Origin of the sequence: Brevibacillus sp. HB1.3 (assembly GCF_013186635.1) — a bacterium.
GTDB lineage: Bacteria > Bacillota > Bacilli > Brevibacillales > Brevibacillaceae > Brevibacillus > Brevibacillus brevis_D.
In genome coordinates this window covers 236,817-252,260 of record NZ_JABMIT010000003.1, presented here as the reverse complement: position 1 = coordinate 252,260, position 15,444 = coordinate 236,817, and the positions used below count along the sequence as shown (strand labels likewise).

The window sequence follows — 15,444 nt, the reverse complement described above, 5'->3', positions numbered from 1 at the left end:
CAAGTTAGCCAAGTAATCTCGTCCTGGCTGCGACAGCCCACTCGATTTTTGCCAACGCCTGGCAATGCGCCTCACTCATCTCTGCTGCAAATGCTGTCTCCTCCACTCGTGTCAGCACATGCCATACATCGCTCTTGTTTTTGTACCAATCTAACGCCTTTGGCGGCTCATGGTGGATAGGTCTCCAAACTTGACGCAGCGTTGGGGAAAACAGCCGCTTTGCCCCTTGGCGCAGCTGACAGTTCGTTAGCTTTACCTGATAAGACGTACCTGGAACTGTATCATTCACATCGTGAAAAAGATGCGGCCAATAATCTTTTCGCGAACCTGTGTGTGGCTGTTGCAATGCCCAAGCGTACGCTGCCTCCTGCCTATTCGCACCACCGAACAGCAGACTGTACAACCTTTTTCCCAAGCGGATTCTCTCTGGTAAGGAGGCAAAATGAAACACTCGCTCACCGGCGAGCTGCAAGGAGCTGCCCTGCTCATCGACCACTTTCCGCTGGGGAAACAAGATCAAGTTCAGTTGCAAAAGCTCCTGCAGGGCAAACGGGATTGTGCGGACAACAGAATTTTGATAGGCCGGGTCTTTCATGACCTGTTCTTCCAAATAGTTTTGTTCATTGATGATCAAAGCAATGGCGAGCAGCTCTTTATCTGTAGACTTCCAAAAATGATTCCAGATCGCCTGCATGAACGTAGAGACGCCCAGATGGGGCAGTAAATAAAAAAGGTTGGTCTGTCGCCTGACACTCTCTTCATACAGTAACAATTGAGGGTACGCATCGTGAAAAATCAGCCAGTTTCCCCGCTCCAAAAACGAAAAATAATCCTGCTGCTCTTTTGTCCGAAGCAAGCGAGGCAATAATTCTCCCCGCAAATCAGTCATACTCCATCCCGCATTACGCGATACGAGATGTGCCAATAGCGCCCAGTGAACCTGTGGATGCTTTTGATAAAACGACAAATAAGCGCGCGTTCTGTCTATGTTGTCACGGTTGTGGGCGTGTGTCTCCTGTTTGATCTGCTCTACCGTTTTTTGATCCTGTGCTGGCAATGGTGCTGTCGCCGTACGGACTTTCCCCAGATTCATGGCAAGCGGCAGACGTGATGCGTATTGGTACCACGACAAACCCATCGATGCCCTTCCCCCTCTCTTCCTTAGGCGCCGTATTTTATCGGGAGGTGAATGAGTTGCGTGAAGTCCAGCAAGAAATCAACCGCATTCAAGCCTTTTTGTTACAGCGCCAACAAGAGGATGGCACATGGCGCTTTTGTCTGGAAAGCTCACCGATGACAGATTCTCACATGATCATCCTATTGCGTACGCTAGGTATTCATGATGAACGTTTGATGGAGAAGCTCACTGCTCACATCACGTCACTCCAGCACGATAATGGGGCATGGAAGCTGTATCCCGACGAGCAGGAAGGCCATCTGTCTACGACGATTGATTCGTATTACGCTCTGCTGTTATCAGGCAAATATACGAAGAACGAACCGAGAATGGCTCTGGCACGCTCGTTTATTTTGGAAAAGGGTGGGCTGACACAAGCGAACATGCTGACCAAATTTGCTACATCCTTGACAGGCCAATACCAGTGGCCCCCGCATTTTCTCGTTCCCGTCGAGATCGCTCTCTTGCCCCCGAGCTTCCCCGTCAGCTTTTACGATTTTGTCGGGTACGCACGTGTCCATCTTGCCCCCATGATGATTGTGGCTGATCGCAACTATGTAAAAAAGCCTGACAATGCACCAGATTTGTCCGATCTATACGCAGATACACCGATTTCTCGCGGTCTATATCCGCATCGCTTTCTAGAGAATTTCCTCAAAGAGGGACAATCGTTTCTCGCCACCATCCACGATTCCTTGCAGCAGCTCCCCTTTTTACCCGGACAGCTACACAAGCTCGCTCTACGTCGCCTAGAACAATACATCCTGGCGCGAATCGAGCCGGATGGTACGCTGTACAATTATTCGACCTCTACCTTTTTCATGATATTTGCGCTGCTTGCACGGGGGTTTTCTCCGAATGACCCACTGATCCAAAAAGCGATGCAAGGGCTTACGGGTAGTGTCTATGATTATGAAAACGGTGCACACTTGCAGCTAGCTACTTCAGCCGTCTGGGACACAGCGCTCTTGACTTCTTCGCTGCAAAAAAGCGGACTTTCTCCCGCGCATCCCGCGATTCAAAAAGCAAACCGCTACCTTCTCCGTAAACAACAGCATACGTACGGTGACTGGAAAATTCGCAATCCAAAAGGAAAGCCTGGCGGTTGGGGCTTTTCTGATTACAACACCATGAACCCGGATATTGATGATACGACAGCTGCTCTGCGCTCTCTACGCCTGCTGGCCCGTACGGATGTGACAGTAGCAGCCGCTTGGAAACGCGGTCTCGAATGGTTATTATCCATGCAAAACGACGATGGAGGCTGGCCTGCTTTTGAACGAAATACAGATGCTGATTTCATTCGCCACCTGCCCATCGAAGGGGCCAATACTGTCAGTACAGATCCGTCCTCTGCCGATTTGACAGGGAGGACCTTAGAGTTCCTCGGAAACTATGCCGGACGAACATTGACTGACCCGCATGTAGAAAAAGGAGTCCGTTGGCTTCTCAAGCATCAAGAATCAGACGGCTCCTGGTATGGACGTTGGGGAATCGCTTACCTATACGGTACTTGGGCTGCCATTACCGGGCTGATGGCGGTTGGCTTTTCCCCTACTGATCCCGCCATCAAAAAAGCGGTTGCGTGGCTGGTTGCCAACCAAAATCCCGACGGCGGCTGGGGGGAATCTTGCCAAAGTGACCTCAAAAAAACGTACGTCCCCCTCGGAGCAAGCACTCCCTCGCAGACAGCATGGGCAATCGATGCACTGATAGCCGTGTCATCTAAGCCGACGGCAGAGCTGCAACGAGGGATTCACTATTTGCTCACTCACAATCAAGCAAATGACTGGACGACTCGCTACCCGACTGGCGGGGGACGCCCTGGAGGCACTTACTTTGCTTATCACAGCTATCGTTGGATTTGGCCGTTGCTGACTCTCAGCCACTATCAGGCCAAATACGCGAATGCGTAAAAACCGCCGCTACCCTCTTCGCAAACCAAGGTCTAATGGCTGGAGAGGAACCTGGGGGGAATAAATCACGGAATGTGGCGGCGTATCAAAAATAGAGAAGCAGGAAAGTACATCGGTGTCCCCAATCAGCACAATCGACGACTTAGTTACTCCTCCAAAGCTGAAATCACCGACGTCTATTTTTTTATTCGTCACCTTCATATTCATAGAACTTTTTCTCCTTTTCCTAAACTCGCGCCTATCCATACATCGTATGCTACTCACATGAGTTCGGTCGCAAAAACAGGTATGAACACCCAATGGCCTACGACATACAATACAGAGAGGATCTCTCCCAAAAGGATGTGCCGAACATGCCAGCATTCGTTGGAGTCATCAATGTAAACAACGTGGGCGGCGTTTTCAATGTCGGAGACGTCCGTAAAATCGCACCTACCACTTATGCCAAAACCTTCGCGGGTGGAGGATCATTCAATTCTGGTACCAATCTGTCCTTTAAAATTCCACGTAGCGTCGTCTACGTCAATGAACAATCCGATAATGATATCCCGCTTTTTGTAGAAGAAACGAACGATTTCAGGGCAAAGGGACGCGATTTCGCATGAATTTTTTTGTGACGCAACATATCGTAATCAATTCGCTCAAGATCGAAGGCATAAGCAACTCTTCCGTGTGCCAAATAGGAAGCGCTGGGATTATTAAGCCCGTATCCAAGCTGTACAACACCGGCGGATACACAGAGCCAGCTCCACAGGTGGGGCCACTGCCCAGAACCAGTTTGGAAGAATTCGTGCCCCTCATTCCATTGGTTCAGCCTTCACTCATACGCCCAGGGTTTTTTTCACGGCTTGGCTAATTCGTTGTATGCTAGATGAAGAAGGATGGTCGTCATGTACATGGATCCCGAAATGATGAAGTATCTTCAACAGTTACATGACTATATACAATTGCAAAACAATAAGATCGAGAATTTGAAGCAAATGATTGAACAGCTACAGCAAGATGTAAATGATCTCAAGGAAAAACAGATTCCTTCCGTCATCAAAAACGAGTACAAATTCGATCTGCTAAAGGTCGAGCGACTGGAAGGGACTCTCAATATCGGTTTAAATCCAAAAGGAAATGATGCAGGGATCGGTGATTTTTCCATCAATCAGTCGATGGATATCCCTAATCCGCATCAAAGCAATACCCCACTTTTTGCCCGTGTCCAGAAAGAAATTTATCAATACTTAGAGTCAGATGCCTACCTCGTTCTTGAAAGAATCGAGACAGAGTGCAATTATCCACTCGATAACAATTATCGAGCGTTTATCTTGGATGACATTAAAAAGCAGATCGATCAACGGATTAAGTATTATCTGAGCGAGCTTTCGACCGATGAACTAGAACCAGAGCAGCTCGATGTTTTCGTACAAAATACCGTCCAAAAAGTGAAACGGGATATCGACAAGACCTGCGAAACATTCCTGAAAAATTTGCCTCGTGAGGTGAACGAACCATGATGAGGTATCAAGTGATAAACGAAACCATTTGTGTAAAGAGGGTCTCCGTCAGTGCTCTCACTTCTACCGCTTCCTTGTTTATTGGGGACACACAGACAGTAGACCTTAGAGCGATTTATGAAACGCCACCCGAAAAAATGATTGTCGGAGCCACGATCCCGATTGATACTGCCATACCTGCTTCATAAGGAGGATGTCACCATGTACCGAAGGACCAGTCATGTCCATAAGCTGGATGTTCTCTCGGTCGATACCTCATCTGTTCTGCAAATAGGTGATTCCCGGCAGATTGATGCTGTCACGAACATATTAGCCGTCCAACGTGAGCAGGCCATCTTCTATGAAAATGAATTTATGTTTGAGAATTACTCGGCCTTTTCCGTTCCTTTAACTCCCCCTAGTCTCTCAGATACGATTTGCATCGATACGTTCCACGACTGCCCGTACATTTTCATTCGAAAAGTGGAAGTCCCTTTCGTCGCAGGATCCTCTGTCGTCCATGTTGGTTCGAACGAATCCATAAAACTCGAAACTCGAGTCGTAAATATTCGTCACATTTTCCGAGAAGAGCCAAAAACTGGAGGGAGGGAGTAAGCTTTGCCTTCTGTCATTGGAGCTGTCAATATCAATAACAATTCAGGTACCGTTAACTTCGGAGACACCCTCAACATATCGCCAAAAACAGCCGCCAAGACATTCTCCGGTTCAGGAGGCGGCAACACAGGTAACGTCGTAAATACGCTCAATGGTGTCAACGCAACCAATACTTTGGACCCCAATGTCGTCGATCAACCGATGTTTGGGAACATCTAATCCTTGCAGTGTTAATGTTTTTTCATTGACACTGTTTTTATTTTGGCCAAAAAAAGAAACAAAAAAGGAGGCACGAGGCCTCCCTGACTACAATATTTCAATATACCCTTCTGTTCCATGCACGCGAATTCGTTGTCCGTCTTTTATCAGTGTTGTAGCCTTTTCCACGCCGACAACAGCTGGTAAGCCATATTCACGCGCGATAACTGCTCCATGGGTCATCAGTCCTCCAACTTCGGTGACTAGACCTTTTATGGATACAAACAACGGTGTCCAGCCAGGATCAGTAAAGGAGGTGACTAATATATCGCCATCTTCTAGATCAGCAGCTTCCATGTTTAAGATGACGCGTGCTCGTCCCTCTATGACTCCGGAAGAAACAGGCAGACCTACAATCGCATTGGCTGGCAGATTTTCTCGTTTGTACTCACCTGTAATGATTTCACCATCAGACGTAATTACACGTGGGGGAGTCAGTTTTTCAAAAAACTTGTACTCATCTTTTCGTTTATTGATGATCTGATCATCCAATTTATTTGTGCGTACGACCTCATGAAGCTCTTCAAAAGTGAGATAGTATATATCGTCTTTTTCATGAATGACCTTTGTTTGTACGAGTTGTTCGGCTTCTTTCAGTAAAGCCTGCTTATAAACGAAGTAGCGATTTATCAGGCCGTATTTTGGATATTCCCGGTAGCCGATAAAATTGCGAAGGAGGTCGATCATTTGTTTGGTTTCTTTTACTTTTTGTTCACCATCCGGTAATTGCATGAGTCGCGCTAATAGCTCATGTTCTTTTTCCAAAGCTTCCTGTCGCCCTTGTTCGAATTTCCGCTTGCCAGCATTCGGTTCAAAGTTTTTGATGTTACCTAGAATCATGGGGACAAGCATGATTGGTTTTTCACTCCAACGCGTTTTCGTTATATCGATTTCTCCCGAACATCGCATCCCGTATTTCGTGAGATAGGCATAGATTGCGTCTTGCGTCTCCTGTCCACCTTCAAACTGAACCAGTTCATGTAAAAAGTTATCATCTTTTACATGCTGTAAAAAATCAATGACTTCTGGATAAGGACGAACGATATCCGCAACCTCCATGAGCGCCAGACCCATTTCCGAAGTAATATTGTTTGCCACAGATTGAGTAAGCGTGTCTGCTACGTTTTTTTCCCCCAACCACATGTTCATGTGTTCATTGATCCATTTTGAAGCATTCATAGCAGCCGTAATCACACCGATGTTTTGTGGATCAAATATAATCTTCTTTAATTGCTGGATGTCTTCTCGAATAAAATCAAATAAATCCGACCCTGATTTCGTTTGGATGTTATGCTTTACCTCTTCAATCGATTTTTGACTCCGCTTAATCAAATCAGAAACAATTGTCGGATCGTTTTCGAATTGTTCTTGAAAACCGAAAGCCGACATACCATTATTGCTTTTACCGGGATTCTGTTCATTTTTATCATTTGAGGACGATTGTATAAAATCGCCTCGCTCTATGACGGTCATCAGTGCGTTTTTGATAAGCGGATCGGATTGTCCCAGAGTATCTAGTATGGTTTGTCTGCTGTCAGGTGAAGCCAACATTTTTGTAACATCAACAAACAACCTTCCCCCCGCTTTACTCATGGGTGCAGAAGTCGTTAGCAGGAAAAGAGACAGTCCTAATGGTTTCATAGGGTCGGTCATCATTTGTTGATGGCCAACAGATACATAGACGTGATTGTCGTGATCATTCACTTCAGGGATCGGGTATAAAGTTGTAATCGGCCGGCTCTGGACAATATAAAAGGTGTCATCAACCAAACACCATTCGATATCTTGCGGGGCCCCAAAATAAGCCTCGATCTGTCTTCCAATGCGTGCCAGTTGCAAAATTTGTTCATCTGCAAGTGTTTGCGTCTTTTGCTGAACAGGATCGATTTGCTGTGTCTCTGTTCCGCCTTCTTTTCGTCCATAGATAGCCAATTTTTTGGTTGCTATCCGCTTATCGACGATTTCTGCTTCCCGCACTTTATAACAATCAGCAGAAACCAGGCCAGAGACAAGTGCCTCTCCAAGCCCAAAACTAGCATCGATGGATAGCAACTTCCGGTTGGATGTAATGGGATCAGCGGTAAATAAAATCCCGGAAGCCTGTGGGAAAACCATCTTTTGAACGACAACGGATAAATAAACGTGACTGTGCTCAAATCCATTTTGCATACGGTAGATGACCGCGCGATCCGTAAAAAGAGAAGCCCAGCATTTGCTGATGTGCTGCAAGATTGCTTCTTTGCCAATGATATTTAAATAGGTGTCTTGTTGACCGGCAAAAGAGGCATGTGGTAAATCTTCAGCTGTCGCACTAGAGCGCACTGCATAAGCATGCTCCTCTCCAAATTGGGAGAGAGAGTGAGTAACGGCTTTCACAACATCGGAAGGAATCTCTGCTTCCATAATACTTTCTCGAATCTTCCTGCTGATTTCTCCAACTTGTTCTCGGTCTTGTACTGTTAACATGGTTAGTTGATCCAACAATGCTTGATACATGTCGTTTGATTCGACCATCTTTTGATATCCCACTGTTGTCACGCAAAAACCCTCTGGTACTTGTATTCCTTGAATTTTTGATAATTCCCCTAAATGTAACCCTTTTCCGCCAACGAGCAAAAGCTGCGTCTTTTTCATTTCCTGAAAACCGAGAACCAAAGAACTCATTCAATATCTCCCCTAACCATTCAAATGAGAAAAACATTTGACAAGAGTTCAGCAGCATGATACGATAATGATATAAGATGCGTTAATTGTGATCTAAAAAATAATAACAGTCGTGAACTGATTATATCATCGCGTCTGTCTATGTGCAATAAAAAGAACCTGGCGGAAGAATCCAGGTTCTTTTTTGATGTGTCGACTACACCTGTTTTTACAAGCTCGCCTTAAATGTTGTTTTCCCTTCGTTCGCAGCCCTACCACGCATCAAATAGATTTCTAACAATCCGTCCTGATATTGGGCCCTCATCCCTTTTGAACTGACGGAAACCGGAAGAGCCAGCTTTCGATAAACGGGGCCGTAGCTTCTTTCCCCTTGTGTACGAAGCCCCTGATGCTCATTCCCTTTGATGATCCCCTTGATCTCTAGCCAACGTTGCTCGGAGAGAGTAATCTCCAGACTATCGCGATCAAAGCCCGGCAGTTCACAGGACACAATGACCATTTGCTCTGACTGGAAGATATCCGAGACTGGGGAAAAATGCGAATCGTCAGCCTGCACGAATCGCATCGGTTTTTCCTTCGTCTTTTTTTTTCTCTTTTTCACGGGTGGTACAGTTGGCGCGGCATCAGCGGCCGTTTTTTGTGCAGCTTGCTTATTAAGCGTCGCGATATTCTCCCAAAAGTTTGTATCCAGCACCTGTCCCATCTGGCTCAATGCTTTCCACGGGTGATCTGGGTTAAAACCGAGCTTGGACAAACTTTCGGATGCTTTTTGCAACTGCTTCATGGTCTCTTGCAGATTTTTCATCACGTACACACTCTCCTTCCCAGCAGAGGCAAGACAGTCTATGTACGATAGAATATGTGCTTTTGCCTGGGGGGTGTGCTCAAGATCATCCAGTTTGCCCGATGTCAGCACTATCTGTCGCCGGTGCAGGCGGGGCCAAAATATCTGGTGGCGGCATATTACTATCCGTCGGCGCAGGATTAAGTTCGCCATTGCCATCTGGAACAGTCGGAGGTGTTGCAGGCTCCTGTGTCGATTCTGAATTAGGTTTTGGTGTTGTCGCTGGTTTTGATGTTTTTGGCTGTTCTTTTGTCCCTGTTTTAGACTTAGAATTTGGAGCTGGCGTTCTCTTCTCCGCTTTCATTTCGACTTTTGCTACTTCTGCTACAGCTGCATCACTGAGCTGTTCGCCCGGTCCGGCTACACCCACTTCTGTTTGCAGGGCAGTTCTAACTGCTTGCATGTTCTCCCTCGGCCACAAGGAATAAGGAGAACTCCAGATCGCCCCATTATTCAAAGTAACCATGTTGCTTGACGAAAAGCTGGCAAAATCGAGTGCCAATCCTTTAATTTGGTCTTTCGAGAGATCGGTTTTGATATGCTGACCAACGGTATCCAGTACAACTGTCAAACTCGATAATCCATCCATCGACATGCTCTTTTCTGCCACGGCACGAATCACCTGCTGCTGTCTGCGGTTGCGATCGAAGTCGCTCGAATTGTAAGCGTCTCCACGTCTGTCGATGCGATGACGGACGAAGCCGAGTGCCTGTTCGCCGTTCAATACTTGCTTCCCTTTTTTCAAATTGCGGTATACCCCTTGCTTCGGCAATTCGTATACGAGATCGCGATCTACGTCAACTGTAATGCCGCCTAACTTGTCAATGACCGCTGTAAAGCCTTCAAAGTCAAGCTGCACATAATGTTCAACCGAGATCCCCAGCATGTGATTCAAGGTTTTTTTGAGCATCGTCATGCCATTTTCTGTGACAGGCTTCCCTTTGATTTCCGCATCTTTCCTGATATTTTCCCCTAATGCAAATACTTCATTGACCTTGTGATAGCCGGGATAGCCTGGGATTTGAACGCGGGTATCACGTGGCAACGAAACCATGCTCAGCTTTTGCGTAACCGGATTGGCGACAGCAACGATGAGGACATCTGTGTTTAACATGCCGATGTTTTTGCGCGTATCCACCCCGACGATGACAAAAGCGATTGATTTCTTTTGCTCGTACGGCTTCTCTACAGCGGGTTGATCCGGCAGCTTGTAAGGGTCTACCGTTACGACGTCCAGGGTCTTGTCTAACTGGTTGAGGGTGAGGCCTGCTCCTACGGCCAACAAACAGAGGAATAAGCAACCCGCCAAGAGCAGATACATCCGCTTGCTTCGCTGGCCACGCTTCATCCGTTTACGCGGCTGTTTTGCAGGAGCTTGAGGCTTGTCATTCTTGGCTTGCACGTTCGGTTCACTCCTTTTTCGTATTACGGGGTCCATAGTGCTTCGGGCTTTTCATTTTTCAATATATTCTGGAAAACTTTCGTCCCATTTTACCACAATCTTCCGTGAAAATGTAGAATCCTGCCGATTCAACTCGAGCGGTTTTCCCTCTGAGTTCTTGCACTTGCGAATCGAAACAGGTAGTCTAAAACTGAGGAAAATCGGATAGATGAATAAGGGAATCGGAGGGACTTGAGAGTGGAACACATACAGGTGCTGATCGCAGGTGGCGGCATCGCAGGGTTGTCCGCAGCAATATGGTGCCAACGATTAGGTCTTTCTTGTCTTCTTATCGAAAAAACGGATAGACTCGGCGGCCAACTGCATCACATTTACAACGAGATTACCGACTTTCCGCCCCTTGTATATGACCAGGGAGCTGCCCTTGTAAAGGTACTGATCGAACATCCTTTCATCCAGCAGCAAAACATACGATTGAACGAGACCATTCTTTCCATTGATCAGGAAACGAAACAGGTGACCACTTCCAAATCCGTTTATCGTGTCGACTATTTACTCATTGCTACAGGCGTTGGCTGGAATGAAATCCCGGCCCTAGCTGGTTGTCCGAGCGTCCTGTCGCCTTGGTTTTCTACAACTGCCCAAGCGCACACCATCTCCGGGCAAGATATCGCCGTAATTGGCGGAGGAGATCGTGCATTAGAGAGTGCTGCGAATTTGAGTTTGCATGCCCGACAGGTATATCTGCTGGTTCGGAGCAATAAGTGGCGTGCTCGGCCGGAGTGGCAAAAGAAAATCACAGGCCTCCCCAACATTCAAGTCCTGTGGGAAACACAAGTTAGCGACTATCAGGACGAAGAGGCACGGACTGTTTTGTCACTCACCTCTACGCGAGAAGGTAATCCGGAGACGATCGTAGTCGATTGGATTTTGCCACGAATTGGCGTTCATGGAAACACAGCTGGTCTCAAAGGCTTGGACACGTTTGGCGATGAGTATTTGCAAACCGATTCGTATCACCGAGTCAATTCTCCATGGATATACGCTATCGGAGACGTGAGCAACGGAGCCGCTTATGCGAGTTTGTCTCTAGCAGTTGGTCAAGCGATGAAGGCGGTCAAACATCTTTCCTTGCAAATCCAAAACACCAAATCAATGAGCCTGTAGAAGGAGAGCATTGCATGTACGCTTTTAACGACGATTTCGGCTTACCTGTCAAGCTAACCTTTTCCCCAGAAGAATATCGTAACCACCAAGCCGGTCACGTGCTGATCTTTGCTTTTTATCAAGGTAAGCTGTTATTTACGCGCCATCGTAAACGGGGTGTGGAGCTACCAGGGGGAAAAGTAGAAGTGGGTGAAAGCAGCCTGGCAGCGGCAGTGCGTGAGGTCTATGAAGAAACTGGCGCCATTCTGGAAGGGATTGAGCGCATCGGACAGTACACCATCGACGACTCGATGCGAAAAGACATTTATATCGCCAAGGTAGCGCATTATACAAACCAGCCAAGCGGCTCAGATGTGCTTGCCACCATTGTGTTTGCGGATATCCCGCGGGATGTAAAAGGCAATCAGGAGTTTAGTCGCATTTTGCAAGATGATGTGTATCCGCTCGCACTCGAACGAGCTTTGCGCCATCCGTTCGCTGAGTCCTAGCCATCATAAACAGGCTTGTCCCTACCGCTCTCCGACGTTGTATCGGTGAGACTGACCGGCAGAGACAGCCTGTTTATTGTTTTTCCTTTTCCTTCTTTCCCGACAACACACGCTTGACGAGCTCATTTGGATCAAAACCATACCTTTCGATGGCTCTCTCACGCTGTTGCTCATGTACCGTTTCCGGTTCAATTCCCAATACCTCTGATACTTGCCGCCACGCTTTCGTCTCGCTGTCTTTTGTCCCCTGTCCTTGCTGCTCGACCTGCTTTGGCTTCAAGAAAAAGATCGCAACTACTGCGAAAACGAGCGATAAACCTGCGATTGATAGAAACATGACCGTTCGGGAAATTCCGAGCAACCAGGTAAAAATAGGCGGGCCAATCGCAACACCGATAAAACGGACACCGCTGTACAAGGAAGTAATCATGCCCCGCTCTGTTTTTTGTACGGCCCCAACAATCATGGAGTTCAAGCACGGTAAAATCATCCCCGTCCCCACGCTGCCGATGACCAAAATACCAATCAGGATATAAGCCCCTTGGACAAAGCTGGTCAGAACGTAAGACGTAGCCAACAAAAACATGCCGATTATCACAAACAGACGCATCAGCTTCAGCTTCTTTTTAATGATGATTCCTGTCACGTATGCCGCTATACTCATTACGAGCAAGGGAATCGCCAAAAAGAAGCCTTTGATGACACCATCAATCTTGTATTTTTCCTCCAATAAATCAGAGAGGTAAAACAGTACACCAAACAACGTGAACAAGCAGATGCTCCCTATAAAAAACGCGGGGACAAGCCATTTTCCATGCTGCTTGAACACTTGCGCGATCGAATGCATGTACTGCTTGACGGGGAGCGGCTTCTTCTCCTGTTTCTTTTCCTTGGTCAGAAATAAAAACATCAGGAGGACGACCCCACAAATAATCGGAAAAGCTAAAAAGACCATGTACCAAGAAATGAGAGCTAGCAAGGAGCCAAAAATCGGACTTAATACTTTTCCCATTCCATTGGATGTCTCCAAGAGCCCCAATGCCCTACTCTCCGATGCGCCATCGAACAGATCCCCTACCAATGCCATCGCGATGGGGGCTGTTCCGGCGGCACCGATTCCCTGCAGGATACGCCCTCCCATGATGGCCATATAAGGTTGATCGATCCACAACGCGGCAAGCCCTGCGACCAAACCACCCAAACCATACAGGGCAAGGGAGAGGATAATGACAATTTTTCTCCCAAATCGATCCGACAAATAGCCGGCAAAAGGGATAACAATACCTGCTGCAATCGAAAAAGCCGTGATCAACAAGCTCGACTGTAAGGACGTGAGCTTCATTTCCGTTTTCATTGTAGGCAGTACAGGGATCAGCATCGAGTTGCCCAGCACCATCACTAATGGAACCCCGACAAGCCCAATTAGGTTTTTCGCATTTTGTGCCATACGAAACTCCTTGTCTTACGCATAAGCGCTACCGTCCCAGCGCAACGCGTTAATAATCTCCCAGTCAGGTTCAACGCCTATTCCCACCCCAGTGGGTAGCGTCACTTCGCCATTCATGGGTCGTAGTGGAAACAATTGTGTAAAGGGGTTCTCCATCACGTCCCATTCGACAGGCTCAATTGGATGGCTATCCATCTTCGTCCATGCTAACAAGCAAGCTTGTGCAAATAACGTATACAATCGTGCCAGCGAGCCATCAAAGGAATGCGGAGACACGCGATAACCAAACTGACGGGCCATTTGCAAATGTGTTCGATAATCGTCAATGCCTCCCGTATGCATCAGGTCAGGCTGTGCAATATCGATGGCCCCCTCCTTATACAAGGGCAAAAACTGTGCGCAACGGATCAAGTTTTCTCCGCCAGCAAGCGGAATGGATAATGACGAACGAAGCTTGACATATTCGTTTGTACGATCCATAGGCATCGGCTCCTCCAGCCAAAGCCAATTGCCATAACGGGAAAAAAGCCCTGCCCACTTCCTTGCAGTCGCAAAGTCATAGCTCTGATTGGCATCTATTGCTACTTGAACTTTTTCGGGAAGCAAATTCATCAGTTTTTCAATGTGCGTCTGATCCTCTTGAACAGAGTGCCCGCCAATTTTCACTTTCACCATCTTGAAGCCATTGTCAACTTGCTGGCTGACTTGCTTCCATGACTGTTGCATCCAGTCTTCTGTTTCACGGTAGGATTGGAGCGAAGCATATACCGGGATACCAGAATGAATCTGCCCTCCCCACAGTTGGCACACAGATACCCCTGCCGCTTTCGCCAAAATTTCCGTAAAGGCCATACTGACACCTGAAGCTGATCGCTGATGCCACTTTCCTATGACATCGACAATGGCTACTCTGTCATCCACCTGCTTTCCCAGCAAGTCCGGAATGATGCGCTCACAAAAACCCTTGTGGAGCGTCGGCAGCCAATCGATAATTTCTCCCCAGCCATCTATTCCAGCCCGTGTGATAATCCGAATGAGATAACTCGTTCGATAACGCTTATACCCATTCGCATCACCGTAAGCTTGCGATAGACGATGAAGAAGCGGGTACGTTTCCACGCGCTCAATTTGCAGGTCTGCGATCGCTACCTGATCACGAATAGTCATCCATGCCCTCTCGCTCTGCTTGCTCTCCCTCATAGTCGTCATAGGAGAGGAAGTTTCCTTTCCCTTCTCCTTTTCTCATGTACTCCTCATACGTCCCGCTTCTCATAAAATGCACACTGTCCGGTCCGTGATAGCCCTCAATATCGGTATAACCGATCTCCTCTACGGCTTCCACAAAGCCATCTGGCTCATTGCTCTCGATATACATTTCGTCGTAATCCGTTTTGTCGGGTCCCTGGTACGAAAAAGGCGTGCTGGATGTCCCCCATGACTCGACAATTTGCCAAGCATCCTCACCGTCGAATCCGTTCTGTCCTTCTTTTTCATCCAATGACGTACGTCCGAATGGTGGCTGTAAAAACTCCTCTTCAATCGGCCGCGACTCATTGACTATTGGCGCTGGTGCGTGCTCCTTGCACGTTTGTGACTGTGGCAATGCTTCCAGTCGCTCCACAGGTATTTGCTCTCCACAGACGGTACACAGGCCGTAGGTGCCTTCCTCCATACGCTGTAGCGCTTGATCAATCTCTTTTAACGTCTCTCGATCGAGACTGTCTAGAGCCAAATCTTTTTCCCGTTCAAACATCTCGCTGCCGATATCTGCCGGATGATTATCGTACATGGAGAACTCCTGCAAAGAAGTTGTCATCGGTTCTCTCATGCCATAATGGTCCTGTACGCGGTCTTCCAGTTCTTTTTTCTGTTCCAGCAGCTTTTCCCGGAAGCTGGCCACCATCTTTTGGTCCACGCTGTACACCACCTTTGTTTGGTTTCCTCAACAGGTAGTATGTCTTGGTCCCGAAGGAAATATGACC

17 protein-coding genes are annotated in these 15,444 nt (G+C 47.4%); 9 read left to right on the top strand and 8 right to left on the bottom strand.

Going from position 1 to position 15,444, the window contains the following annotated elements:
• Positions 1–4: 4 nt before the first annotated feature.
• Complete coding sequence (locus tag HPY31_RS08835; protein ID WP_172140176.1) at positions 5–1,138, bottom strand: DUF2515 domain-containing protein; 1,134 nt, start codon at positions 1,136–1,138, stop codon at positions 5–7.
• On the opposite strand from HPY31_RS08835, the gene shc reads away from it, so the two are divergent.
• On the top strand, positions 1,111–3,093 hold the full coding sequence (shc, locus tag HPY31_RS08830) for a squalene--hopene cyclase (protein WP_172140174.1): 1,983 nt from the start codon (positions 1,111–1,113) through the stop codon (positions 3,091–3,093). The two genes, HPY31_RS08835 and shc, sit on opposite strands and share 28 nt — an antisense overlap.
• Positions 3,094–3,102: 9 nt before the next feature.
• Here shc and HPY31_RS08825 read toward each other — a convergent pair whose 3' ends face one another.
• The gene (locus HPY31_RS08825; protein WP_172140172.1) at positions 3,103–3,300 is read right to left on the bottom strand and encodes a hypothetical protein; all 198 of its coding nucleotides are present in this window, start codon (positions 3,298–3,300) and stop codon (positions 3,103–3,105) included.
• A 146-nt stretch (positions 3,301–3,446) separates the two neighbouring features.
• Here HPY31_RS08825 and HPY31_RS08820 point away from each other — a divergent pair, with 146 nt between their 5' ends.
• The 6 genes from HPY31_RS08820 to HPY31_RS08795 are packed head-to-tail and all read left to right on the top strand — an operon-like array spanning position 3,447 to position 5,411.
• On the top strand, positions 3,447–3,698 hold the full coding sequence (locus tag HPY31_RS08820) for a spore germination protein (RefSeq protein ID WP_016740748.1): 252 nt from the start codon (positions 3,447–3,449) through the stop codon (positions 3,696–3,698).
• Positions 3,695–3,949, top strand: coding sequence for a spore germination protein GerPB (locus tag HPY31_RS08815; RefSeq protein ID WP_016740747.1), 255 nt, complete (start codon positions 3,695–3,697; stop codon positions 3,947–3,949). The genes HPY31_RS08820 and HPY31_RS08815 overlap by 4 nt, the downstream gene beginning before the upstream one ends.
• Before the next feature lie 52 nt (positions 3,950–4,001).
• A complete protein-coding gene (gene gerPC, locus HPY31_RS08810; RefSeq protein WP_253901740.1) occupies positions 4,002–4,598 on the top strand; it encodes a spore germination protein GerPC in 597 nt (198 codons plus the stop codon).
• Entirely contained in the window at positions 4,595–4,786 is a 192-nt protein-coding gene (locus tag HPY31_RS08805) for a hypothetical protein (RefSeq protein ID WP_016740745.1), read from the top strand. The genes gerPC and HPY31_RS08805 overlap by 4 nt, the downstream gene beginning before the upstream one ends.
• Before the next feature lie 13 nt (positions 4,787–4,799).
• The gene (locus HPY31_RS08800; RefSeq protein ID WP_172140170.1) at positions 4,800–5,192 is read left to right on the top strand and encodes a spore germination protein GerPE; all 393 of its coding nucleotides are present in this window, start codon (positions 4,800–4,802) and stop codon (positions 5,190–5,192) included.
• A 3-nt stretch (positions 5,193–5,195) separates the two neighbouring features.
• Positions 5,196–5,411 carry a spore germination protein gene (locus HPY31_RS08795; protein ID WP_007717765.1) on the top strand — a complete coding sequence of 72 codons (216 nt, stop codon included), beginning with the start codon at positions 5,196–5,198 and terminating at the stop codon, positions 5,409–5,411.
• Between the two features lie 87 nt (positions 5,412–5,498).
• On the opposite strand, the gene ppsA is transcribed toward HPY31_RS08795, so the two are convergent.
• The 3 genes from ppsA to HPY31_RS08780 all read right to left on the bottom strand — a co-directional run bounded on the left by ppsA (position 5,499) and on the right by HPY31_RS08780 (position 10,360).
• Positions 5,499–8,114, bottom strand: coding sequence for a phosphoenolpyruvate synthase (gene ppsA / locus HPY31_RS08790; protein WP_172140168.1), 2,616 nt, complete (start codon positions 8,112–8,114; stop codon positions 5,499–5,501).
• A 208-nt stretch (positions 8,115–8,322) separates the two neighbouring features.
• Complete coding sequence (locus HPY31_RS08785; RefSeq protein ID WP_172140650.1) at positions 8,323–8,919, bottom strand: Hsp20/alpha crystallin family protein; 597 nt, start codon at positions 8,917–8,919, stop codon at positions 8,323–8,325.
• An 85-nt stretch (positions 8,920–9,004) separates the two neighbouring features.
• The gene (locus tag HPY31_RS08780) at positions 9,005–10,360 is read right to left on the bottom strand and encodes an LCP family protein (RefSeq protein ID WP_172140166.1); all 1,356 of its coding nucleotides are present in this window, start codon (positions 10,358–10,360) and stop codon (positions 9,005–9,007) included.
• 237 nt (positions 10,361–10,597) lie between these two features.
• On the opposite strand from HPY31_RS08780, the gene HPY31_RS08775 reads away from it, so the two are divergent.
• Entirely contained in the window at positions 10,598–11,527 is a 930-nt protein-coding gene (locus HPY31_RS08775; RefSeq protein WP_172140164.1) for an NAD(P)/FAD-dependent oxidoreductase, read from the top strand.
• 14 nt (positions 11,528–11,541) lie between these two features.
• A complete protein-coding gene (locus HPY31_RS08770) occupies positions 11,542–12,015 on the top strand; it encodes an NUDIX domain-containing protein (RefSeq protein ID WP_172140162.1) in 474 nt (157 codons plus the stop codon).
• Between the two features lie 73 nt (positions 12,016–12,088).
• Here HPY31_RS08770 and HPY31_RS08765 read toward each other — a convergent pair whose 3' ends face one another.
• From HPY31_RS08765 to HPY31_RS08755, 3 genes are read right to left on the bottom strand one after another with little or no spacing between them, the layout of a single operon-like run.
• Positions 12,089–13,462: an MFS transporter gene (locus HPY31_RS08765; protein ID WP_172140160.1), complete on the bottom strand. Its 1,374-nt coding sequence runs from the start codon at positions 13,460–13,462 to the stop codon at positions 12,089–12,091.
• Positions 13,463–13,477: 15 nt separating this feature from the next.
• Entirely contained in the window at positions 13,478–14,629 is a 1,152-nt protein-coding gene (locus HPY31_RS08760) for a mandelate racemase/muconate lactonizing enzyme family protein (RefSeq protein WP_172140648.1), read from the bottom strand.
• Positions 14,616–15,389, bottom strand: a complete 774-nt coding sequence (locus HPY31_RS08755) for a TraR/DksA C4-type zinc finger protein (protein ID WP_015892077.1) — start codon at positions 15,387–15,389, stop codon at positions 14,616–14,618. The genes HPY31_RS08760 and HPY31_RS08755 overlap by 14 nt, the downstream gene beginning before the upstream one ends.
• Positions 15,390–15,444 lie beyond the last annotated feature (55 nt).